At 46.7% G+C, this 23378-nt stretch carries 22 protein-coding genes and 1 other annotated feature; of the genes, 13 read left to right on the plus strand and 9 right to left on the minus strand.

From position 1 onward, the window contains the following. Positions 1-88 precede the first annotated feature (88 nt). From ACRRQV_RS00220 to ACRRQV_RS00245, 6 genes are all read right to left on the minus strand, one after another. A complete protein-coding gene (locus ACRRQV_RS00220; RefSeq protein ID WP_432526454.1) occupies positions 89-655 on the minus strand; it encodes an NADPH-dependent FMN reductase in 567 nt (188 codons plus the stop codon). A gap of 12 nt (positions 656-667) precedes the next feature. Further along, positions 668-1726: an LLM class flavin-dependent oxidoreductase gene (locus tag ACRRQV_RS00225; RefSeq protein ID WP_432526456.1), complete on the minus strand. Its 1059-nt coding sequence runs from the start codon at positions 1724-1726 to the stop codon at positions 668-670. A gap of 254 nt (positions 1727-1980) precedes the next feature. After that, a complete protein-coding gene (locus tag ACRRQV_RS00230; RefSeq protein WP_432526458.1) occupies positions 1981-3204 on the minus strand; it encodes an MFS transporter in 1224 nt (407 codons plus the stop codon). Positions 3205-3216: 12 nt separating this feature from the next. Beyond that, complete coding sequence (locus ACRRQV_RS00235) at positions 3217-3639, minus strand: MarR family winged helix-turn-helix transcriptional regulator (protein ID WP_432526460.1); 423 nt, start codon at positions 3637-3639, stop codon at positions 3217-3219. Positions 3640-3786: 147 nt separating this feature from the next. Then, on the minus strand, positions 3787-4350 hold the full coding sequence (locus ACRRQV_RS00240) for a class I SAM-dependent methyltransferase (RefSeq protein WP_432526462.1): 564 nt from the start codon (positions 4348-4350) through the stop codon (positions 3787-3789). Further along, positions 4347-5300 (minus strand): TIGR01212 family radical SAM protein, encoded by a 954-nt coding sequence (locus ACRRQV_RS00245; protein ID WP_432526464.1) that lies wholly within the window; start codon positions 5298-5300, stop codon positions 4347-4349. Before ACRRQV_RS00245 ends, ACRRQV_RS00240 begins: the two co-directional genes overlap by 4 nt. Before the next feature lie 561 nt (positions 5301-5861). Between ACRRQV_RS00245 and ACRRQV_RS00250 the strand changes: the two genes are divergently transcribed. From ACRRQV_RS00250 to leuS, 4 genes are all read left to right on the plus strand, one after another. Further along, positions 5862-7058: an MDR family MFS transporter gene (locus ACRRQV_RS00250; RefSeq protein ID WP_432526466.1), complete on the plus strand. Its 1197-nt coding sequence runs from the start codon at positions 5862-5864 to the stop codon at positions 7056-7058. A gap of 130 nt (positions 7059-7188) precedes the next feature. Continuing rightward, positions 7189-7881, plus strand: a complete 693-nt coding sequence (locus tag ACRRQV_RS00255; protein ID WP_432526468.1) for a CoA transferase subunit A — start codon at positions 7189-7191, stop codon at positions 7879-7881. A gap of 18 nt (positions 7882-7899) precedes the next feature. Then, the gene (locus tag ACRRQV_RS00260) at positions 7900-8553 is read left to right on the plus strand and encodes a 3-oxoacid CoA-transferase subunit B (protein ID WP_432526470.1); all 654 of its coding nucleotides are present in this window, start codon (positions 7900-7902) and stop codon (positions 8551-8553) included. Positions 8554-8598: 45 nt separating this feature from the next. Next, positions 8599-8805: a binding site (T-box leader), on the plus strand. 44 nt (positions 8806-8849) lie between these two features. Continuing rightward, positions 8850-11261 carry a leucine--tRNA ligase gene (gene leuS / locus ACRRQV_RS00265; RefSeq protein WP_432526472.1) on the plus strand — a complete coding sequence of 804 codons (2412 nt, stop codon included), beginning with the start codon at positions 8850-8852 and terminating at the stop codon, positions 11259-11261. 361 nt (positions 11262-11622) lie between these two features. Here leuS and ACRRQV_RS00270 read toward each other — a convergent pair whose 3' ends face one another. Beyond that, complete coding sequence (locus ACRRQV_RS00270; protein ID WP_432526474.1) at positions 11623-12900, minus strand: NAD(P)/FAD-dependent oxidoreductase; 1278 nt, start codon at positions 12898-12900, stop codon at positions 11623-11625. Positions 12901-13029: 129 nt separating this feature from the next. Here ACRRQV_RS00270 and ACRRQV_RS00275 point away from each other — a divergent pair, with 129 nt between their 5' ends. Together ACRRQV_RS00275 and ACRRQV_RS00280 are read left to right on the plus strand one after the other, a co-directional pair. After that, entirely contained in the window at positions 13030-14637 is a 1608-nt protein-coding gene (locus ACRRQV_RS00275) for a putative polysaccharide biosynthesis protein (RefSeq protein ID WP_432526476.1), read from the plus strand. A gap of 9 nt (positions 14638-14646) precedes the next feature. After that, positions 14647-15360 (plus strand): pseudouridine synthase, encoded by a 714-nt coding sequence (locus ACRRQV_RS00280; protein ID WP_432526478.1) that lies wholly within the window; start codon positions 14647-14649, stop codon positions 15358-15360. Between the two features lie 166 nt (positions 15361-15526). Here the strand turns inward: ACRRQV_RS00280 and ACRRQV_RS00285 are convergent, their stop codons facing one another. Next, positions 15527-15748, minus strand: coding sequence for a DeoR family transcriptional regulator (locus ACRRQV_RS00285; protein WP_432526480.1), 222 nt, complete (start codon positions 15746-15748; stop codon positions 15527-15529). Positions 15749-16049: 301 nt separating this feature from the next. Between ACRRQV_RS00285 and pepV the strand changes: the two genes are divergently transcribed. From pepV to ACRRQV_RS00315, 6 genes are all read left to right on the plus strand, one after another. Beyond that, a complete protein-coding gene (gene pepV, locus ACRRQV_RS00290) occupies positions 16050-17423 on the plus strand; it encodes a dipeptidase PepV (RefSeq protein ID WP_432526482.1) in 1374 nt (457 codons plus the stop codon). 17 nt (positions 17424-17440) lie between these two features. Beyond that, the gene (dat, locus tag ACRRQV_RS00295; RefSeq protein ID WP_432526484.1) at positions 17441-18289 is read left to right on the plus strand and encodes a D-amino-acid transaminase; all 849 of its coding nucleotides are present in this window, start codon (positions 17441-17443) and stop codon (positions 18287-18289) included. Between the two features lie 72 nt (positions 18290-18361). Next, positions 18362-18901, plus strand: a complete 540-nt coding sequence (gene thpR / locus ACRRQV_RS00300) for an RNA 2',3'-cyclic phosphodiesterase (protein ID WP_432526486.1) — start codon at positions 18362-18364, stop codon at positions 18899-18901. Between the two features lie 32 nt (positions 18902-18933). Continuing rightward, positions 18934-19866, plus strand: coding sequence for a diacylglycerol/lipid kinase family protein (locus ACRRQV_RS00305; RefSeq protein WP_432526488.1), 933 nt, complete (start codon positions 18934-18936; stop codon positions 19864-19866). Then, a complete protein-coding gene (gene trmB / locus ACRRQV_RS00310) occupies positions 19863-20513 on the plus strand; it encodes a tRNA (guanosine(46)-N7)-methyltransferase TrmB (RefSeq protein WP_432526490.1) in 651 nt (216 codons plus the stop codon). The genes ACRRQV_RS00305 and trmB overlap by 4 nt, the downstream gene beginning before the upstream one ends. A gap of 18 nt (positions 20514-20531) precedes the next feature. Further along, positions 20532-21386: a YtnP family quorum-quenching lactonase gene (locus ACRRQV_RS00315; protein WP_432526492.1), complete on the plus strand. Its 855-nt coding sequence runs from the start codon at positions 20532-20534 to the stop codon at positions 21384-21386. Positions 21387-21812: 426 nt separating this feature from the next. Here ACRRQV_RS00315 and ACRRQV_RS00320 read toward each other — a convergent pair whose 3' ends face one another. Beyond that, positions 21813-22127 carry a PepSY domain-containing protein gene (locus ACRRQV_RS00320; protein ID WP_432526494.1) on the minus strand — a complete coding sequence of 105 codons (315 nt, stop codon included), beginning with the start codon at positions 22125-22127 and terminating at the stop codon, positions 21813-21815. Positions 22128-22297: 170 nt separating this feature from the next. On the opposite strand from ACRRQV_RS00320, the gene ACRRQV_RS00325 reads away from it, so the two are divergent. After that, complete coding sequence (locus tag ACRRQV_RS00325) at positions 22298-23371, plus strand: M42 family metallopeptidase (protein ID WP_432526496.1); 1074 nt, start codon at positions 22298-22300, stop codon at positions 23369-23371. The last annotated feature ends 7 nt before the right edge of the window (positions 23372-23378 follow it).

The following is a 23378-nucleotide window of genomic DNA, read 5'->3' on the forward strand; positions in this document are numbered from 1 at the left end:
CGATTTGCATACTCTTTAACGTAAAAAAGCGTACGAACCCGGTTCTGGGTTTATACGCTTTTTTAGTGGCTGCAATTGCATCCATTCATTAAAAATCATACTCCGCTTCTTTTGCCTCTCGTATTTTCGTGAACGTTTCCGTCAAAACCACCGTGTCTTCCGCCAGACGTTCGATGCGGAACAACACATCATCGTTGACAATTTGCTTGTTGCGAAAATCTTGTTCTTCAATAAAAACAAAGGTCTGGACGATTTGCGCTTTCATATACGACAAGATAGGCTTCAACTGCAAATCCGCCACTAAATAATGTTTGGAAGATCCCGCAGTTACAAGCATACTGACGACTTTGTCGCGAAATGCGTTGACCGGCAGTAAATCAAAAATGTTTTTAAGCGCTGCTGGAATAGATGCCTGGAATACAGGCGTTCCGATGATGATCGCATCAGCTTCCATCAAAGTTTTCGTGACATAGCCCGTATCGCCTTCATAATCGAGAAAGTTGCGTCCGTCGCTAAACTCCATTTTAAACTCAGCGAGGTCGATCATAGTTGTTTCCACATACGGGTATTTTACAGCAACCATTTGCATGGCTGCCTCAACAGCGGTTCTAGTTTTCGAACCAATTTGAGAGCCGGATAATCCAACCACTTTCATGTTCCATCCTCCTTACTTTTTAGCTGTGTATTTTTTAATGGCTGGCAAAATTTCGCTGCCGATCATGTCGAGGTTTTTCTTGATGTTGTCCATCGGCATGCCGCCAAAATCGATTTGGGCAATATAACGCTGATGGCCGAACACTTCGTGCTGATGCAGAATTTTTTCAATGATCTGCTGCGGGCTGCCGATGTTCATGATGTTATGCGGATCGACGCCTTGGGCAAAGAGCTGCTTAGGGAAGCCGCCGCCATTTGTCAGCTTCATGCCTTCGTTGATATGCGGATACAGCTCTTTCAATGCCTGCTGGGACGATTCAGCAGCATAGAAAAATCCGGCCGTTGCCACAGGCAGTTCATCTGGATTGTGTCCGCCGGCACGTGCCGCTTCCCGGTAAGCATCAATGGTGCGTTTGAATACTGAAGAGGCGCCGCCTAAATGAGCCATGAACATTGGTACTCCAGCGTATCCTGCTTTCATAGCGCTGGCAGGCGTTCCGCCAACTGCTCGCCAAATCGGCATCGAACCATTCACAGGGCGCGGCAAAACTTTAGCATTCCGCAGCGGTGCACGGAACTCGCCGCTCCAATTGACGATTTCTTCTTCATTGATTAGCCGGAGAAGGTCGAATTTTTCTTCAAACAAATCTTCGTAGTTGTGGACATCATAGCCAAGCAAATCAAAAAGCCCGATCCGAGAAGCGCGCCCTGCGACAATTTCGGCCCGGCCGTTTGAAATCAAATCAAGCGTTGCGAAATTTTCATATACTCGTACAGGATCGGAGGTACTGATGATGGTGGAAGAACTGGCAATCTTAATTTTTTTGGTCGCTTGCGCAATCGCAGAAAGCACGACAGCATGCGCTTGAGTTGCGAAATATTCCTGATGGCTTTCGCCGACGCTGAAAAAGTCGATGCCCGCTTGTTCGGCAAGCAACGCGTATTCAATGATATCTTGAACGCGCTGTTGTGCGGATATTCTTTCGCCAGTGGCTGGATTCGGCAAATGGTCCCCTAAAGTGTAGATCCCGAACTCCAGTCCGTTATCCGGGTTGATGCGATATTTTTCCATGATTAAAGCCGCCTTTCTGATGAGTGACTATTGTGATCCTAAATACACTTCTAAAAGTATCATAGTGTGCCAAAAGTTACCAAAGTGAGGATTCAGCTTTGAGAGGAAATGAAAAGAGGCAGTAACTAGAATACTCTTTACATTTCCATTGAGCGCTTTACTTGCAGTCGTTTTCTTTTCTTTAGGAGCCAAGCAACCTTTTTGAAATGAAAAAAGAGCGAAAACCCACGAAAGGATTTTTGCTCATTTGACATTTATTCTTGGATAGTGGCTGATTTTATTCCAGCGAACGCTTTTTTCTCTTTTTTGCCGTGAAGGAAATAGTACAAGACGGCCGTCAGCAAAATGACAATTGCCAAAACGACATATAATTTTTCAAAGCCGAGAACCGGAACGACAAATCCGAGCAAGTAAGGCCCGAACCCGAGTCCTGCATCAAGGGCGATAAAGAACGTCGAAGTGGCAAGGCCCAAACGGTGCGGCTCGGTCAATTTGACGGCAATCGTTTGGGTGCTCGACTGCATATTGCCAAAGCCCAGGCCGATAAGCACGCCTGCCATAAGCAGCATAACGCCTGTCGTGACGGTGCTCAATAGCATCAATCCCGCTGCAAACAAGAAAAATGCCGGATACATGACGAAATTTGCGCCTTTAGCATCCATGAGACGGCCGGTAAATGGACGCGACAGCAATACCGCAACGGCGTAAACGACGAAGAAGAAACTCGCGGTTTCGACTAAATCGATTTCGATGGCATAAAAATTAATGAAGGAAAGAATACTGGAATAGCAGAATGCGATCAGCATGGTGATCAAAGCGATCGGCAAAGCTTTCGGTTCGATAAAATTGGAAAGTTTGAATCCTTTTGCTTCGATAGCAGCTTCTGCCGTTTTTGAAATTGGCGCCAACTTAGGAACGCGCACGAGCAAACCGACGAGCAGGCAAACCACACCGAGTGCAAGGCAAAACGCAAAGATCGTTTGGAAGCTGGTGATCTGGCTCATGTACAGACCGATAAACGGTCCGATGGCAGTGGCCAGCGTCGCGCTCATGCTGTAGTAGCCGATGCCTTCGCCTCGACGAGTCGGAGGAATAACTTGGGCTACGATTGTGCCGGCTGCCGTACTTGCCATGCCAAGCGCCATCCCGTGAATCAAGCGGGTAACTAATAAAACAGGTAGGCCGAGATTAATAAAATACAAAAGAGTGGTCAAGGTAAAGAATATCAGCCCGATGACCAATGTCCGTTTGCGGCCGATAATGTCGATCATGCGGCCAATGTACAGCCGGCCGAATAACGTCCCGACTATAAAGATACCGGTGATGAGTCCTGCTTCACTGGTTGAAGCATCAAATTCTTCAACTGCATAAAGCGCCATCGTCACCATTAAAAGATAAAAGACCAATGTTAATAAAAAATTGACGGATGAGGCGAGGATAAAATCCTTCGTCCAAAGTTTTGTTTGTGATTGATTCAACGCTATTGCTCCTTAATTTAATAGATTTGCCCGAATTTCTTCCATGACCTGAATGGTTTCAAGTTGTTGTTGTTCTGTAATTCCTTGGAGAATGTCTTGTTCAAATTTGTCGATTGCCACGCGGACCTTTTTGTAAAGGGTTTGTCCGAGTTCTGTGAGCTGAACCCGTTTTTCCCGTTTGTCCTTTGTCGGCAGCTGTTCGATATAGCCCATTTCTTCCAAGCGGGTGATGGTGCGGGTAACGGTGGGTTTTTCAGTGCTTTGGTAGCTGGCAAGTTCGACCAATGTCGAAGAGCCGTGATTGGCCAAATAATACAGCGTTGACCATTGCGCCCGGTGTAAGTCATGCTTGGCAAGCTCTAAGTTCAACTGATGCTCGAATGGCCTGTAGAGCAAAATGAGTTGATGGAAAAATTTCTGGTAAGTTGTGTTCACAGTACCAGCTCCTGTCATTTAGTTACTCTTGATAACTGTTACTCAAGGTAACTAAAAGGATAGCAAAAAAAACCGCTTCTGTCTAGAAGAGTATTTCAAGCAAATAAAACCCCTTGGAGAATTTCCAAGGGGGTGAATCCATTCCGATTAAATTTTTGTTGGTTTTTTTTCAATGGCCACTAAAAAAGGAGGGGAATGCTGCTGGTTGATAAAACCATATTGCAGCACATCAAATTGCGTTTGCGGCAAGTTTTGGGCGAATGCCATCACGGCGTCCCGTTCTTCGCTGCCGCCCGCATGTCCGCTGTAGATGACAACGAGCAATAAGCCATTCGGTTTTAATTTGGCCAAGCACTGTTCCAATGCAGAAATGGTGCTGTTCGCGACGGTGATGATGCTGTGATCGCCTTTCGGCAAATAGCCGAGGTTGAACACCGCAGCGGATACGGATTCGTTTACATACTGATCGATTTTTGCGTGGCTGTCGTGGATTAGCTCCACGTGGCTGTATCCGTCAACGCGCTGCCGGGTGGAGGCAATCGCTTGCTCCTGAATATCAAACGCATAAACTTTTCCGGTTGGCCCAGTCAACTCCGCGAGAAACAAAGTGTCATGTCCATTGCCGGCAGTCGCATCGATTACTGTGTCGCCGCTGGCAACGGCAAATTCCAACAAGCTTTTGGTAAAAGGCAAAACGCGCTGTAAACTCATGCTTTCACGCTCCCCGCAAAAAACTTTCCTTGCCAGCTTTCACGGCGAACCATTTCTGTATCGATGCCGTTCAATACATCCCATTTATTGGCGCTCCACATCGGCCCAATCATAAAATCGATTGGCCCGTCGCCCGTAATGCGCTGGATGACCATTTCAGGCGGCAGCACTTCCAGTTGATCCGCGACAAGTTCGATATACTGCTCTTTTTCCAAAAATTCTACCATGCCTTTTTCGTATTGCTTGACCATTGGCGTGTTTTTCAATAAATGAAGCAAATGGATTTTGATCGCTTGCACGTCGAGCTTCGCCACTTCGCGTGCCGTTTCCATCATCATGTCCCGGTCTTCTAGAGGCAGGCCGTTGATGATGTGGGTGCAGACGCGAATGCCATGTCTCCGCAATTTTTCAACACCTTCTATGTAAGAAGGGAAGTCGTGTGCGCGGTTGACAAGAAGCGCCGTCCGTTCGTGGACCGTCTGCAAACCGAGTTCGACCCACAAATACGTCCGTTCGTTAAGTTCCGCTAAATACTCGACGACGTCATCCGGCAGGCAGTCGGGGCGCGTAGCGATGCTCAGACCCACAACATTTTCCAGTGCAAGCGCCGCTTCGAATTTTTCTTTGATGACCGGCAGCGGGGCATGAGTATTCGTATAGGCTTGGAAATACGCCATATATTTTCCGTCTTTCCATTTCTGGTGCATCTTTGATTTTATTTTTTCAAATTGTACCGGGATCGAGTCGATGCGGTCTCCGGCAAAATCACCAGAGCCGGCGACGCTGCAAAATGTACAGCCCCCGTGTGCCACCGTGCCGTCGCGGTTTGGGCAATCAAACCCGGCATCCAGTGCAATTTTCATGACCTTAAAGCCAAATTCATCGCGCAAATGGCGATTCCATGTATAATAGCGCTTTCCGTCTGAAGGAAAGGGCAGTAGGTTTTCCATGCAAAACAACTCCTCTGCCTGGTATTGTATCATGCCGGAAAAATAGACGACAATATCGAAAAAAGCTAACTATATAAGATGAACGTAGGAAATATCACTTTTATATACTGCTTCGGTCGCTTAGGGTAAGGCAAAGACGATTGCTCCTGCGCAAGCTCGTCGCCAAAGAGCCGGGAAGAACACTCGTCTTATCGCTTCGTCGGCATTCGTCGGCTTACGCCTGCCGCCCGTGGACGCGCCGAAGCTAAGAGATTTCTTATTACTAGATAGAGATAATCATCATGATTGTTCTATTATTGCTAGAAGTCTAGAAGATATGTAGCAAAACAGCGGAGGCTCCCGCAAGCCCGCAGGAAAGATAGTGACTGAAAGGAGTTCGGGCAATGCCATTGCGACGAAGCTAGCGCAGCGATGCAGGAGCACACGGGTTTAGCGGAATGTCAGCTATTTATTCATATTTTAATTCTGCTTAAATATTTCGCATTTCGAAAATTTTTCTTGTAGAGTGTTTGAAAAACGAATACAATGACTGATGGAAAGTGAACTGAAGGAGAGACTTTTATGCCAAAACGCGTCTGGCTGTTAATCATTGGAATGCTCGTGAATGTTACGGGGAATTCGTTTTTATGGCCGTTAACTACTATATATATGCACGATTATTTAGGGAAGTCATTGTCGGTAGCCGGGCTCGTTTTGATGGTCAATGCGGCAGCAGCCATTGTTGGTAATTTGCTTGGCGGCGCGCTGTTTGATAAATACGGCGGCTACAAATCGGTAATCGGCGGCATCATTTTGACAAGCCTAGCGTTAACCGGGCTGACGATTTGGCATGATTTTATGCAGTTTGCCGTTTTTTACACGATTATCGGTTTTAGCGGCGGCATTGTGTTTCCGAGCATGTATGCCATGGTCGGAACGGCTTGGCCAGAAGGCGGAAGAAAAGCGTTCAATGCCATTTATCTTGCACAAAACGTCGGCGTGGCAATCGGGCCGGCAATGGCTGGCGTATTAGCCGCATATAGCTTTGATTATATTTTTGCAGCGAATTTGGGCATGTACTTGCTGTTCTTTTTAATTGCGGTTTTCGGTTTCAAATCGATGTCAATTTCACCATCCAGCCATACATCGGTTTTTAACGAAAAAAAGAAAATTCGCAAACGCGGCCCTTTTTATGCCTTGATGATTGTGTGTGCCGGCTATTTGCTTTGCTGGATCGGCTACGTCCAGTGGCAATCGACCATTTCTGCATATACGCAGGAAATCGGCATCACATTGCCGCAATACAGCTTATTGTGGACGATCAATGGTTTATTGATTGTCATTGGCCAGCCGTTTATCCGTCCGATCATGAAACGGATTGAAGACAACATCAAGAGCCAGCTTGTCATTGGGATTTTGATCATGACGGTGTCTTATTTGGTTGTCGCATTTGCAGAGGATTTCAGTATGTTCGTTATCGCAATGGTGATTTTAACGATCGGGGAAATGTTTGTCTGGCCGGCTGTTCCGGCACTTGCCAATCAATTGGCGCCGAAAGGGAGAGAAGGATTTTACCAAGGCATCGTCAACAGTGTCGCGACGAGCGGCCGGATGATCGGTCCGCTTTTTGGCGGTTTGATGGTGGATTTATACGGCATGCAGGCGCTTTTTATGGTTATTACGGTATTGGTCGCAGCGGCGATTATTACGTCGCTTTTATACGATCGTCCACTGAAAAAAGAATTGAACGAACAACTTCAAGAAAATTTTACGCAATGAAAAAGGCAATCCTCAAAGGGTTGCCTTTTTTCTGCAAGTTGCGTTTTAATAGGGAGTTTGTTTAAATTAATAGTGAAAGCGCTTAATTATTATAATAGTAGAAAGATTGACGAAAAAGGGGGCATTCGGTATGAAACCGATATATGGGTCTGCTCGTGAAGCAGTGGAACAAATACAAGATGGCGCGACCATTATGGTTGGGGGATTCGGGCTGGTTGGAATCCCGGAACAATTGATTTTGGCGCTGGTGGATAAAGGCGTAACCGACTTGACCGTCATCTCGAACAATTGCGGCGTGGATGAATGGGGACTGGGTTTATTATTAAAAAACAAGCAAATCAAGAAAATGATCGGTTCATATGTAGGCGAAAATAAAGAGTTCGAGCGCCAAGTGCTGTCCGGCGAAATCGAAGTTGAATTGACGCCGCAAGGCACGCTTGCTGAAAAAATGCGGGCAGGCGGAGCGGGCATTCCGGCCTTTTTCACTCCAGCAGGCGTTGGGACGACGGTCGCTGAAGGCAAGGAAATCCGCGAGTTTGAAGGCAAGGAATATGTCCTTGAACACGCGCTGAAAGCGGATTTTGCCTTGGTGCGCGCTGCCAAAGCGGATAAAATGGGCAACTTGGTTTACAACAAAACGGCGCAAAATTTCAATCCGTTGGCTGCAGCGGCAGGCAAAATCACCATTGCAGAAGTGGAAGAAATTGTGGAGACCGGCGACATTGATCCGAATCATGTCCAAACGCCAAGCATTTACGTGCAAGGGCTGCTGCAAGCCAAACAAGAAAAACGCATCGAGCGCTTAACAACTCGGACGGTTTAAGAAAGGGCGGGGAATTTCGTGGATAAACAAATGGTAAGAGAACGAATTGCAAGACGCGCCGAAAAAGAAATCAAAGACGGCGATTACGTCAACCTAGGAATTGGCATGCCGACACTCGTCGCCAATTTTATTTCTGACAATAAAAGCGTGGTTCTTCAGTCGGAAAACGGCCTTTTAGGCATCGGGCCATATCCAACTGAAGACGAAGTCGATCCGGATCTGATCAACGCCGGCAAAGAAACGGTGTCAACGATTCCTGGTTCTGCGTTTTTCACAAGCGCTGAATCATTCGCAATGATCCGCGGAGGCCATATTGATGTAGCGATACTCGGCGGCATGGAAGTGGCCGAAAATGGCGACTTGGCAAACTGGATGATTCCAGGAAAAATGATCAAAGGCATGGGCGGTGCGATGGATCTTGTCCACGGCGCGAAAAAAGTCATCGTCATCATGGACCATGTGTCAAAAGACGGCTCTGCTAAAATCAAAAAGCAATGCGACTTGCCGCTGACCGGCAAAGGCGTGGTCAATAAAATCATTACGGAACGCGCGGTAATTGAAGTGACGGAAAACGGGCTTGAATTGCTGGAAGTGTTCGACGGCTTTACGGTCCAAGACATCATTGATTCAACCGATGCGCCGCTGAATACAGAAAACGTCAAAGTGTCCTAAGCTATTGCCAAAAAACGGGGCTTCGTCTAAAATGAATATCAATAGCAAATGGCAGTGAAGAGGAATAGTAAATTGCTTTTTATCTAAAAGAGAGCCGGCGGTTGGTGCAAGCCGGTGATAAACGCAATTGAACTCGCCTTGGAGCCAGTGTATGTGAAATTAGTAAGATACACCGTTTTCCGCGTTAAGGAATCAAGTTGAGCGAGTAACTCGCTAATTTGGGTGGTACCGCGGGAAACTCCCGTCCCTTATTTTATTTAAGGGGCGGGAGTTTTTATTTATGAGGAGGAAAATTGATGACATTCAAGCACAAAGAAGTAGAAAAGAAATGGCAGAAATACTGGGCCGACAACAAAACGTTCAAAATGGAGAATGACGAAGCCAAACCGAAATTTTATGCACTGGATATGTTCCCGTATCCATCAGGCGCCGGCCTACACGTTGGCCATCCGGAAGGCTACACGGCAACCGATATTTTGAGCCGCATGAAGCGCATGCAAGGCTATAACGTTCTTCACCCTATGGGCTGGGATGCATTCGGCCTTCCTGCAGAACAATACGCACTTGATACAGGGAATGATCCGGCTGAATTTACCGCGAAAAACATCGCGACATTCAAGCGCCAAATCCAGGAACTCGGTTTCTCGTATGACTGGGACCGTGAAATCAATACGACCGATCCTGCATATTACAAATGGACACAGTGGATTTTTATTCAGCTTTACAATAAAGGCTTGGCGTATGTGGACGAAGTAGCGGTCAACTGGTGTCCTGCACTTGGTACAGTACTTGCCAACGAAGAAGTGGTCGACGGCAAATCCGAACGCGGCGGACATCCGGTCGAACGCCGCCCGATGCGCCAATGGGTATTGCGCATTACGGAATATGCAGACCGCTTGCTGGAAGATTTGAATGATTTGGATTGGCCGGAAAGCTTGAAAGACATGCAGCGCAACTGGATTGGGAAATCCGAAGGGGCAGAATTGGAATTTCATGTGGATCAAACGGATCATTCGTTCCGCGCATTCACGACTCGCCCAGATACGATTTTCGGTGCAACGTATGCGGTACTCGCGCCGGAGCATAAATTAGTGGAAGCAATCACCACACCGGAGCAAAAAGCAGCAGTTGAAGCGTATATCGATGAAGTGAAAACGAAAAGTGATTTGGAGCGCACCGATTTGGCGAAATCAAAGTCGGGTGTCTTCACAGGCGCGTATGCCATTAACCCAGCAAGCGGCGATCAAATGCCGATCTGGATCGCCGATTACGTCCTTGCAACTTACGGAACGGGTGCCATCATGGCGGTTCCGGCACACGATGAGCGGGATTATGAATTCGCAAAGCAATTCGATTTGCCGATCGTTGAAGTCGTATCAGGCGGAAATATTGAAGAGGAAGCGTATGCAGGAGACGGCGAATTAATCAATTCGGCTTTCTTGAATGGCTTGAACAAAAAAGAAGCAATTGCTAAAGCGATTGCTTGGCTGGAAGAGCACGAAGTCGGCGAAAAGAAAATCACGTTCCGTCTGCGGGACTGGCTGTTCAGCCGCCAACGCTACTGGGGCGAGCCGATTCCAATCATTCATTGGGAAGACGGCACAATGACACCGGTTGATGAAAAAGATTTGCCATTGGTATTGCCAGTGACGACCGACATCAAACCGAGCGGCACCGGCGAATCGCCGCTTGCCAATATCGAAGACTGGTTGAATGTCGTGCATCCGGAAACGGGCATGAAAGGGCGCCGCGAAACCAATACAATGCCGCAATGGGCAGGAAGCTGCTGGTACTACTTACGCTTTATCGACCCAACCAACGACAAAATGTTGGCGGATCCAGAATTGTTGAAACGCTGGCTGCCGGTTGATGTATATATCGGAGGCGCTGAGCACGCGGTTCTTCATTTATTGTACGCACGATTCTGGCATAAAGTGCTTTACGATATCGGTGTAGTTGAAACGAAAGAACCGTTCCAAAAATTATTCAACCAAGGCATGATTTTGGGAGAAGGCAATGAAAAAATGTCGAAATCCAAAGGCAATGTCGTCAATCCGGACCAAGTGATCGAGAGCCATGGAGCCGATACACTTCGCATGTATGAAATGTTTATGGGGCCGCTTGAGGCGTCCATCGCCTGGTCGACAAATGGCCTTGACGGTTCGCGCCGGTTCTTGGACCGTGTATGGCGTTTGTTCATCGAAGAAGGCGAGTTAAGTTCGAAAATTGTCGATTCAAATGACGGCAAATTGGACAAAGCCTACCACCAGACAGTGAAGAAAGTGACAGAAGACATTGAAGGGCTTCGCTTCAATACGGCGATTTCCCAAATGATGGTCTTCATCAATGAAGGCTATAAAGCCGACGCAATTCCTAAAGAATTCGTCGAAGGTTTTGTGAAGCTCTTGTCGCCGATTGCACCGCACGTAGCGGAAGAACTGTGGGAAAAATTGGGTCACAGCGAAACGGTAGCGTATGAAGCATGGCCGGTGTTTGATGAGTCGAAACTTGTGACCGACGAAGTTGAAATCGTTGTCCAAGTAAACGGCAAAGTGAGAACGAAACTGGTTGTCGCGAAAGACAGCACGAAAGAGGAATTGGAAGCAGCCGCGCTTGCAGATGAACACGTCCAAAAAGCAGCAGAAGGCAAACAAATCCGCAAAGTCATTGCCATTCCAGGGAAATTGATTAATATAGTTGTAGGGTAATAAAAGAAGCCTGTTCGCCGCATTGTGCTGGCGAACAGGCTTTTTTGTGTTTTTGAGGAGCGTGCGTATTTCTCGCTGAACGTGCGTATTTTCCCGTGAACGTGCATAAGATTCGCTGAACGTGCGTATTTTCCCGTGAACGTGCATAAGTTTCGCTGAACGTGCGTATTTTCCCGTGAGCGTGCATAAGTTTCGCTGAACGTGCGTATTTTTTCGTGAACGTGCATAAAATTCGCTGAACGTGCGTATTTTTTCGTGAACGTGCACAAACTTCACTCCACGTGCGTAAAACAACATAAAACCACAATCAAACGCCGACAAAGAAGCCATCCGCAGCTGCGGATGGCTTTAAAATCGAAAATTAGACGTTGGCGGCAGATTCTGCGGCAAATCGTGCGGCGCTTTGGCCAGCGACGTTGCCGGTTACGAGCGCAGACGTGATGTTGTAGCCGCCGGTGTAGCCGTGGATGTCCAAAATCTCGCCACAGAAGTAGAGGCCAGGCTTCATTTTAGAAGCCATCGTTTTCGGCTCAATTTCCTTGATGGAAACGCCGCCGCCGGTGACGAAAGCTTTTTCGATCGGTTGAGTGCCGGTAACTGTCATGGTGAAGGCTGTCAGCTGAACCGCCATGGCGCGGACTTTGTCGCTTGCCAGTTCTGCGCCGATCGCTTGCGGGTCAATGCCTGCGCGCTCCAGCAAAAACAGCAGCCAGCGTTCTTGGGCAACGCCTTTCCAGACGTTTTTCACAGCTTTTTTCGGTTCGTCTTTCATGAGCTTAAAAAGAAGCTGAAACGCTGATTCTGCATTCTCAGTTGGCAACGAGTTGATGCGCATGTCCACTGGAACGCCGCCATTTTTCTTCATTTCTTTCACAACAAATTGGCTGCAGCGTAAAATGGCAGGACCGCTCAAGCCGAAATGCGTGAACAGCATGTCCATTTGGTGGGTAATGAGCGCTTTGCCTTTTTTATTGAGCACAGATACAGCTGCATCGCGCAGCGCCAACCCTTGCAGTTCGCGGCTGACGATAAATGGTTCTTTCGACAACAGTGGCACTTCGGTTGGATACAAATCGGTTACAGTGTGGCCCGCTTTTTCCGCCCATGGGTAGCCGTCGCCCGTCGAGCCGGTTTGCGGAACCGCTTTACCGCCGACTGCGACAACAATCGCTTTTGCAGTGTATTCTTTGCCGGAATGCAGCCGGACGCCCGTTACTTTTTCATCGGTCATCAATAATTTTTTCACGGGTGAATCGAGCAGCACCGTTACGCCGAGGCGGTCCATTTCGTGGAACATGGCGTCCGCGACGTCTTGCGCCCGGTCGGAGACAGGAAACATGCGGCCATGGTCTTCTTCTTTCAACGCTACGCCCAAGCCTTCGAAAAACGAAATGATGTCTTCGTTATTAAAGACGGAAAACGGACTATGCAAAAAACGGCCGTTCCCTGGAATATTCTTCACAATTTCGTCAAGAGGCAAACGATTGGTGACGTTGCAGCGTCCACCGCCGGAAATGACCAATTTTTTTCCGAGCTTTTTTCCTTTTTCAATCAATAAAACCTTTTGTTTTCTAGAAGCAGCGGCAATGGAAGCCATTAAGCCTGAGGGACCCCCGCCGATAATGATGACGTCATACATAAGATAGGAACTCGCTTTCGTTTTTCTTTTCAGTATACACGAAGCGCGGAAACTCGTTGAGTAATTTCTTCGATAGGTGTACACTATCGTGTAGATTGCTTTTACAACTATCATGTCAGGAAGTGCAAAATGTCATCACTCATTAAAGGAACCGCCATTTTAACCTTAGGTTTATTTTTATCGAAAATTTTAGGTGTTATATATGTTATTCCGTTTTACGGCATGGTCGGCGAAGAAAATGTTGGCCTTTACCAATATGCATACATACCGTATAACTTGATGCTGTCGCTCGCCGTATCCGGTGCACCGATCGCATTTTCTAAATTCGTCGCGAAGTACAACACGCTTGGCGATTACGAAACCGGCAGAAGGTTGCTGAAATCCGGGTTGTTGACGATGTTGATTACCGGTTTTATATCCTTTTTGCTGCTTTATTTATTGGCTGAACCGATTGCTAATATGACGATCGATCCAAAAGACAAAATCCATTCCGTACAAGATGTAACAGAAGTGATCCGCTGGGTCAGTTTCGCTTTGATTGTTGTGCCGTTCATGAGTTTATGGCGTGGGTTCTTCCAAGGCTACAACTACATGATGCCGACTGCGGTATCTCAGCTGATCGAACAAATTGTCCGTATTGTTTTCTTGCTTGCGGGAGCTTATATTGTCTTGAATATTTTTGATTCTAGCCCGAATGTAGCTGTCCAAGTGGCTGTGCTTTCCGCATCTATTGGAGCGCTAGGCGGAGTCGCGGTTTTGTTCTATTATTGGAAAAAGAAAAAACCCGAATACAACGAACTTCGTTCAAAGTCTGTCCAGTCATACGATGTGCGGCTGCGTGACATGTATAAGGAAATTTTGGTTTATGCCGTGCCGGTCGTGTTCCTCGGCATCGCCAACTCACTTTTCCAATTCGTCGATATGCTGACGTTCAGCAATGCCATGAGTACGACAGAACATGCAGCAGAGGCGGGCACGTATTTAACGATGCTCAACTTTACAGCCCATAAACTGGTGATGATTCCGGTTATGCTTGCTACTGGTTTTTCCATGGCGCTGATTCCGCTGATCACCCGTTATTTTACGAAGAATGACCATCTTCAAGTAACCCGGACGCTGGACCAGTCGTTTCAAATCCTGTTGTTTTTGACATTGCCGGCAGTGGTTGGCATGGCGATGCTGTCCGACGAACTCTACCATATTTTCTACCAAATCAGCGATGCTGGATCTGAAGTGCTGGCCCATTATTTGCCAGCCGCGATTTTGTTCGCCTTGTTCCCGGTAACGGCTTCCATTTTGCAGGGAATCAATAAACAAAAATGGATTATCTTGAATTTATTGACCGGCTTGTTATTGAAGTTGGTTTTGAATATCCCGCTTATCAAATTGTTTGAAACAGACGGAGCGATTGCGGCGACGATGATCGGTTATGTAGTGGCAATCGGCATGAACTTGGCCGTTATTTCTGTCACGTTGAATTACCGGTCAACGCTTGTTATTCGCCGCATTGTCTTGATTGTATTGATGAACGCAGTTATGGCAGTTGCTGTATATGTTTCATTAGCAGGAGTCGATTTGTTCCTCGACATGGACAGCAAACTTAAATCGATTGCACGCATTTTGATTGTTGGCGCCGTCGGAGCAGCCGTCTATGGCTTCCTTGGGTTGAGATCAGGAATTGCCCAAAAGCTGCTTGGTGATCGCTTGACGCGAATTACCCGTAAATTTGGTTTCTAGGAGGTCCATATGCGTTTAGATAAGTTTCTGTCCAATATGGGCTTCGGCTCTCGCAAAGAAGTTAAAGACTTGCTGAAATCAAAAGCTGTAGAGGTGAACGGAGAAATAATCCGGGATCCCAAACAGCACGTAGATGAAAAAGTCGACGTGGTGCTTGTCGGCGGTGAGCCGGTAACATACGTAGAATTTATCTACTTGCTGTTAAACAAACCGGCAGGCGTGGTGTCGGCCACAGAAGACAATTACGACAAAACCGTTATTGACCTTTTGGCTAAAGATGAGCAGCATTTCAAGCCGTTCCCAGTCGGCAGGCTTGATAAAGACACCGAAGGGCTGTTGTTATTGACCAATGACGGCAAACTGGCACATGAACTGCTGTCGCCGAAAAAGCATGTCGACAAAACGTATTTTGCGGTCATCAAAGGAACCGTGACGGAAGAAGACGGCATGGCTTTTGAAAAAGGCGTCATGCTTGATGATGGCTATATGACCAAACCGGCGCGCCTAAAGATTTTAACAAGCGGACTGGTATCGGAAATTGAATTGACAATTACCGAAGGAAAATTCCATCAAGTCAAGCGGATGTTCCAAAGCGTCGGCAAAGAAGTCACGTATTTAAAAAGGCTGTCGATGGGGCCGCTGCAATTGGATCCGGCATTAAAGCTCGGGGAATACCGGCCGTTGACTGAAGAGGAATTGAATCGCCTAACCCAAAGAAAATGACCGCAGCTTCTGCGGTCATTTTCTTTGTATGATGATATTACTATGGTGTCTAGACTCCAGCGCCTAGCCCCTCGAGTCGCTTCGGTTTTGCCCATCATGGCAAAAAGCGCCATGATAGTCAAATCCTCCAGCGCTTGTCGGAGCTAAACAGGCGCTTCCGCTTTTCTTAAGATGTCACTTTCACTTTTTTGTGCGTCGTTGTCCATTTGCCCCGAGTTGGACTGGTAACCAAATCGTTAAAGGCTAACACATTCAAATCTCTTTGAATGGTGCGAGGAGTGATGCCGAATTCATCGACTAAATCTTGCGTAGTTACAGTTCCGTTATCCCGGATGTACTTATACATATCTTTAATTCGAATGAGCATACGATCAGTAGTAGGTTTCATGTAAAAGAACCACTCCTTCATCTTTTTTCCCATTGGCAAAGACTAGCGGACGAAATGCTGAGGTTTATACAGCAAGGTTAATAATGATGAAACGACATCTCCTTTTTCTGAAAAAGTCTGCCAAATTGATTTATTTGACAATTTGATTATATCGGAAAAACAATTTTTTTACTAGATATTTCATCTTTTCACCTAATTATTAACAAAAATGACTTCATCAATTGCATACGATTTTAAAATGAGTTATTTCATTTATTCAAAAAAGGTGTACAATAGCTTTAACAAAAAAGGAGAGTGGAATATGGACTGGCAGCTAGAAGCAGAAAAGCGAAAAGACAGCATGCTTAAAGAATTGCAGGAACTGATTGCGATACCGAGCGTGCTAAGCGAAGAAACCACGAAAGATGCTCCTTTTGGGGAAGACGTCAAACGAGCGCTTGATTGGTTTTTAGCAAAAGGAAAAAATAATGGTTTTGCGGTAAAAAATGTCGACCATGTTGCCGGCCATCTGGAAATCGGGGAAGGCAAAGAACTTCTCGGAATACTTGGCCATGTCGATGTGGTGCCGACTGGAGCCGGCTGGACGAAAGATCCGTTTGGCGGCGTGATTGAAAACGGCAAACTTTATGGCAGAGGTGCCATTGATGATAAAGGCCCGACGATTGCGGCATGGACAGCTTTGAATATGGTGAAAGATGCCGGTTTTGAGTTTTCAAAACGGGTGCGGTTGATTATTGGAACCGACGAAGAAAGCGGCTTCCGCTGTGTCAATCGGTATTTTGAAACGGAAGAAATGCCGACAATCGGCTTTGCTCCGGATGCGGATTTCCCGATTATCAATGCCGAAAAAGGAATTGCGGGACTGGTGTTCTCCAAATCAGAGTGGACCCAGCAAGACGAATTGCAGCATTTTAGCGCAGGCGAGCGGACCAATATGGTGCCGGATTTGGCGGAAGCGAGATTGAGCGGGGACTTTCCTAAATGGCAAAAAAGCTTTAACGCCTTTTGCGAAGACTTGAAAATCGAAGGATTGGCTTCTGAGCAAGATGGTGAAACCATATTGACCTTGCACGGCAAATCGGCGCATGCGATGGAACCGGACGCGGGCGTCAATGCCGGCATTCTCTTGGCGCTATTTTTAAGAGGCGAGCTATCAGGCGACGGCCGTTCGTTCGCGGACTTTATTGTGGATCATTTCTACGAAGATTCCCGCGGCAAACGGTTCGGACTCGATTTCTCCGACGAGGTGTCAGGAGACACGACGTTTAATGCCGGCGTCCTTCGCTTTGAACGTGGAAAAACGGCAACAGTCTCCGTCAGCATGCGTTATTCGGTCAGCTATCCGTTTGAACAAAAACTGGCTGATTTCCAGATTGATGGCTATCAGTTGAAGATCGCTTCCAATTCAGCGCCCCATCATGTGGACGAAAACGATCCATTCATCAAAACCTTGCAAAGTGCTTATGAAAATCAAACCGGGCAAACGGCCGACCTTTTGGCAATCGGCGGAGGGACCTATGCACGCGTGCTTGATAAAGGCGTAGCGTTCGGGATGCTTTTCCCGGGAGAAGCAGACGTTGCCCATCAACTGGATGAGTTTGTGGAAATCGAAAATTTGGTCAAAGCCACGGCAATTTATGCAGAAGCAATTTATCAATTGGCCTGCAGAAAATGAGAAAAGAGGGAATTCACATGGAATGGCTTTTGCATAATGGAGAATTTATTCGTGAAGAAGAATTAACAATTTCTAAAGAAGACCGAGGCTATCAATTTGGCGATGGCGTGTACGAAGTAATCCGGGTGTACGACGGCAGCATGTATACCGCAAAAGAACATATCGACCGCTTTTATGCGAGTGCTGATAAAGTGAAAATCGTTATCCCATTTACAAAAGACGTGTTCCATAAAATGATGTACGATTTGGTGGAAATGAATGAAATCACAACGGGCCAAGTATACGTTCAAATTACGCGCGGAGCTTCTATCCGACAGCACCAATTTCCAGTGGATTGCCCGCCGGTATTGATTGCTTATACGAAAACAGTGGAACGTCCGGTTGCGCTGATGGAAACTGGTGTGCAGGCGAAATTTGTAGAAGATGTCCGTTGGCTGCGCTGCGACATCAAAAGCTTGAATCTGCTTGGCAATGTTTTAGCGAAACAAGAAGCGCATGACCATGGCTCTTACGAAGCCGTCCTTCACCGCGGCGAAACGGTGACAGAAGGTTCATCGACGAATATGTATGGAATAAAAGACGGTGTCGTGTTCACGCATCCGGCCAATAACTTAATTCTCCATGGCATTACAAGAGGTGTTATTTTAACCTTATGCGAAGAAAACGGCATCCCGGTAAGGGAAATCGCTTTTACTAAAACAGAGGCGCTAGAAATGGATGAATTTTTCCTATCTTCAACCACCGCTGAAATTATTCCCATCACGGCAATTGACGGCCAAGCAATCGGAAGCGGCCAGCCTGGAACGGTAACACGGAAAATCCAAACGGCGTTTACACGAAATTTGCATATAGGCGTCAACGCATAAAAGTGATCGGCGAAAGCCGATCGCTATTTTTTTACAGTGCTTCAAATGTTAAACTGAAGAGAGGTGGCCAAAATGTCCAAACATTATTTTATCGGCATTAAAATTCCCGCAGCTGCTGCGGCCAAATTAGACGCTGATCGCAAAAGTTGGAATCTGACAAGCCATAAGCGCTATACACCGGCAATCGATATGCACATTACGCTCGTTTTTATCGGAAACGATGCGCATGGAGACATTCAAGAAACGGCAAAATCGCTGCGAAATGTGGAACAAGCTCCTTTTCGGCTGACAGTCAACGGAGTCAAAACGTTTGGCAATCCATCAACGCCTCGCATTATTTATGCCTCCGTCGAAAACAGCATGGAGTTGAATCACTTGCAGCAACAAGTAAGGCAGGCGCTGGAGCCTTACCGCTTTCATTTAGATGCTAAACCGTTTGTCCCGCATATTACACTCGCCGGAAAATGGAAAGGCGGAAAACCGATCGAGGAACAATTGGCAGTTGAAGAGCAGTCGTTTGAAGTAACTGAATTCTCGATATTTCAAATCGAACCTTCCGAAGTGCCGCGGTATATACCGATTCATACGTATCCATTAAAAGCAGAGAGTTAGGCGCTGTGATGCAGTGCTGTACAGGAGGAACCATGAAAACGCTATTCATTATCAATCCAACTGCCGGCAACGGCAAAGCGTTAAAAAAGTGGCGGCAATTTAAAGAAACCATCCATTTTCCATATGAAATGAAGCTGACTAAGCATCATGGCCATGCCACTGAAATGGTCAAAGCGCTGCACTTTTTGAGCGAATCGGTGCTGATCGTCGGATTTGGAGGAGACGGCACATTGCGTGAAATCATCGTTGGCGCAGCCGGGGCCGACCATTTGATTGTGGGATCGGTTGCTGCCGGGTCTGGCAACGATTTTGGCAGAGGATTTTATTCGTTTCTGGATGCCAAAGCAATTGCTGTTTTTTTGGAAGGACCGAAGTGGCTGTCCGAAGATTTAGGCGAGTTCACAAATGATGGCAGGTGGCAATTTGTCAGCAGTTCGGGCATCGGATTTGATGCGGAAATTTCCGTTCTCGTGAACCGCTCGCCCGCTAAAAAATGGCTGAATAAAATCGGAGCCGGAAAAATTGTTTATTTGTTGTATGTCATTAAAACCTTAGCGAGATTTGAACAATTTCAATTAACGGTCGAAACGGCCAATGAACAGCGCACCTTCGAAAACGTTTGGTTTGCCACGGTCAGCAATCAGCCATATTTTGGCGGCGGCATGAAAATTTCGCCGAACTCCAAAACGGATGACGGTTTAATGGAATTGACCCTCGTACATAATTTGCGGCGTTTGAAACTCTTATTCATTTTTGGTACGGTATTTACCGGAACACATACACGGTTCAAGGAAGTTGTGCAAATGAGCGGCCCTGAATTCAAATTAACTTCCGATCGAGCGGTTTATCGCCATGTGGACGGCGATGGAGCTGGAAAGACACCGATGAATGAAGCAGCAATTTATTCTGTCAGCAATAATCACTGGAAATCAGCAATTATAGAAAAGAAAGAGGATGCAAAATGAGATCACGTTTTAAACCATGGGCTTTGGAATTAATCGAATCCCATCCCGAAATCGTTATACCGCAGCCGGAAACGGTTAAAGGAAAATGGCAGGAAGAGTTTGACAACAGCAATCCGCTGCATATTGAAGCGGGAACCGGAAAAGGCCGTTTTATTGTCGGCATGGCCAAAATGAATCCCGAAATTAATTACATTGGCATTGAACTGTTCGATAGCGTCATCGTGACGGCTTTGGAACGCGTTTTGGAAGAAGAAGGCGGCATTCCAAACCTTCGTTTGCTGAAAGTGAATGCGAAAGAAATGGCTTCTTTTTTTGAAAAAGGGGAAGTGGACCGGGTGTATTTGAACTTTTCGGATCCTTGGCCAAAAACACGCCATGCCAAACGGCGTTTGACGCATGAAACGTTTTTGCGGCTGTACGAGTCGGTTCTTCCAGCAAACGGAGAAATCCATTTCAAGACGGATAACCGCGGCCTTTTTGAATACTCGCTTACCAGCATTTCTGAATACGGCATGCTATTAAAAGATGTGTCGCTGGATTTGCATGCCAACGAACCCGAGTGGAACATCATGACGGAATACGAAGAAAAATTCTCAAAAAAAGGCCAGCCGATCTACCGGATGGAAGCGCAATTTCAGACGAACTAATTCTTAGGGGGATGGATGATGGAGAAATTTCAATTTCACGATATGGCATTGACATGGTTAGATGGGGGAACGACTTGGCTTGATGGCGGCACGATGTTTGGGGTAGTGCCAAAAGCGGTTTGGTCGAGAAAATATCCAGTTAATGTAGCCAATCAAATCGAACTGCCGGCGCATCCGATTTTGGTTCAATACAAAAACCATAATATTGTCATCGACAGCGGTTTAGGCGCTGGCAAGCTGACGGATCGACAAAAGCGCAATTTGGGCGTTTCTTCGGAGTCTAAAATCGAAGAAAACTTGGCGGAACTCGGACTAACGGTGGAAGACATTGACACAGTGCTGATGACGCATTTGCACGGCGACCATGCTGCGGGCTTGACCAAACGCGACGGAGATAGCTATATTTCTTTTTTCCCGAACGCCACTATATACGTCTCTGCCGTTGAATGGGAAGAAATGCAGCATCCGAATATTCGATCCAAAAATACATATTGGAAAGAAAATTGGGAGCCGATCGTCGGCCAAGTGGAAACCTTTGAAGGGGAACTCACGCTGTTTGACGCCATTACAATGATCCACACCGGCGGCCATTCGAACGGCCATAGTGTCGTGAAATTACAGCAAGAAAACGAAACGATGCTTCACATGGCCGACATCATGCCGACACATGCCCACCAAAACCCGCTTTGGGTGCTCGCTTTTGACGATTATCCGATGGACTCGATCTACGCAAAAGAAAAGCTGATGAAAGAAGCACTTGAAAACGATTATTATTTCTTCTTTTACCACGATGCCTATTACCGCGTGCTGAAATGGAGCAAAGACGGCAAAGAAATCATCGAATCAATTGTGCGAAAAGAAAAAGAGATTTAAAAAAGGAGCCGCATTTGCGGCTCCTTTAAGCTTGTAAACAAAAGAATTTATATTAAGACCAATAACTCTTTATACAGGTACAGCGGTGAAATCGCGGATCCTACGCTTCAGCCGGACGCTTGCCGCAGGCGTCGCCGGCTTTCGCTCCAGATCCTCAAGTATCGCACACTAAAAGATATCTTACTTATTCATTTGATGAACTCTAACTCATTCGTCGCCTTGAATTGAAAGCGACGCCCTAACCGGTTCGGCCACGGAGACTCCTGTGGGAGCAGCGAAGCGACACGAGCCGCAGACCCTGGAGCGAGCTTTGCGAGTGAAGCGGCTAAGGCCGTGCCGGTTGGGTTTATTCATTACCATTCATCTATACCAGAATTTGTCTACAGTCCGAAAGGAGCCGCAGCAACCAGCTGCGGCTCCTTTTCCTTATACTTTTTTCACTTCAAGCACAGCGCCGGTGTAAGCGTCTGCTAAAAATTCGTATTGTTCTAATGCATCTTGGTAGTGGCGCGTGATGCCGCCTTTATAAACTTCTGTTGTGATGGCGTGTTGTTTGTATGGTTCGGTCTTCATGAAAATCCAGGAGCCATCAATCGGCCCTTCTTCTTTAAACGCTTCTTTGACATTTTTGAGCACATCGTCTGCTGGGTAGAGCTTTTCTTTGCGGTCGTATGCCTCTTTCACTAGAAAAGTAGCGGCCGCGCCTGCTGCAAATCCGATCAATAAATCACGATTTTTCACTAGAATCCCTCCTATACGTGCTGAATAAATTGTAACATAAAAAAATGGCGGCAAGGTACTAAAGTGCCGCTTCGTTAAATTCGTTTCGCGCAACGAAATATAAGGGTGGAAATTACTTGTAAAAACCTCTAAACTAGTGAAAGGCAATGCATTTAGGAGGAATTAGTGATATGAACAATGAAACAATGAATTTATTCAGAACATTGACAGAACTTCCAGGTACTCCAGGAAATGAGCATGCAGTCAGAAAATTTATGAAGCAAGAACTTGAAACCTACTCAGATGAAATCGTGCAAGATAAATTGGGCAGCATTTTTGGCGTTAGACACGGCGAACAAGGCAGCCCGCGCATTATGGTGGCAGGGCATATGGACGAAGTCGGCTTTATGGTGACGCAAATTACCGATAACGGCATGATCCGCTTCCAACCGCTTGGCGGCTGGTGGAACCAAGTGATGCTTGCAACACGCGTCGAAATCATGGCAGGCGATAAAATCATTCCGGGTGTTATCGGGTCGATTCCTCCGCATTTATTGAGCGAGGAAATGCGCAAAAAACCAATGGAGATAAAAAACATGCTGATTGATATCGGCGCAGACGATAAAGAAGACGCGCTAGCAATCGGCATTCGCCCAGGGCAGCAAATTGTGCCGTTCAGCCCGTTCACTCCGATGGCGAACGAAAAGAAAATCATGGCAAAAGCATGGGATAACCGCTACGGCTGCGGACTTGCGATTGAATTGCTAAAAGAATTAAAAGGGGAAACTTTGCCGAATACATTATATTCTGGAGCGACGGTGATGGAAGAAGTCGGTCTCCGAGGAGCCCAAACAGCTGCTACAATGATCAATCCGGATCTGTTTTTTGCGCTTGACGCGAGCCCGGCCAACGACGCAAACGGCAATAAAAACGAATTTGGCCAACTCGGCAAAGGCACATTGATCCGCATCACAGATAAAAGCATGGTTACTCACCGCGGCATGCGGGAATTTATCTTGGACACCGCATCCACCCACAACATTCCGCATCAGTTTTTTGTTTCGCAAGGCGGAACGGATGCAGGGCGCGTTCATACATCAAACGAAGGCGTCCCGAGTACCGTAATCGGCATCTGCTCGCGCTATATCCACACCTCCGCATCGATTATCCACACGGACGATTATGCGGCAGCAAAAGAATTGCTGACGAAACTGGTTAAAGCTGCAGACCGGACAACAGTCGAAACAATTAAACAAAACGTGTAAGAAAAAG

This window comes from Planococcus sp. YIM B11945 (genome assembly GCF_050864155.1).
In the GTDB taxonomy this organism is placed as follows: Bacteria; Bacillota; Bacilli; order Bacillales_A; family Planococcaceae; genus Planococcus.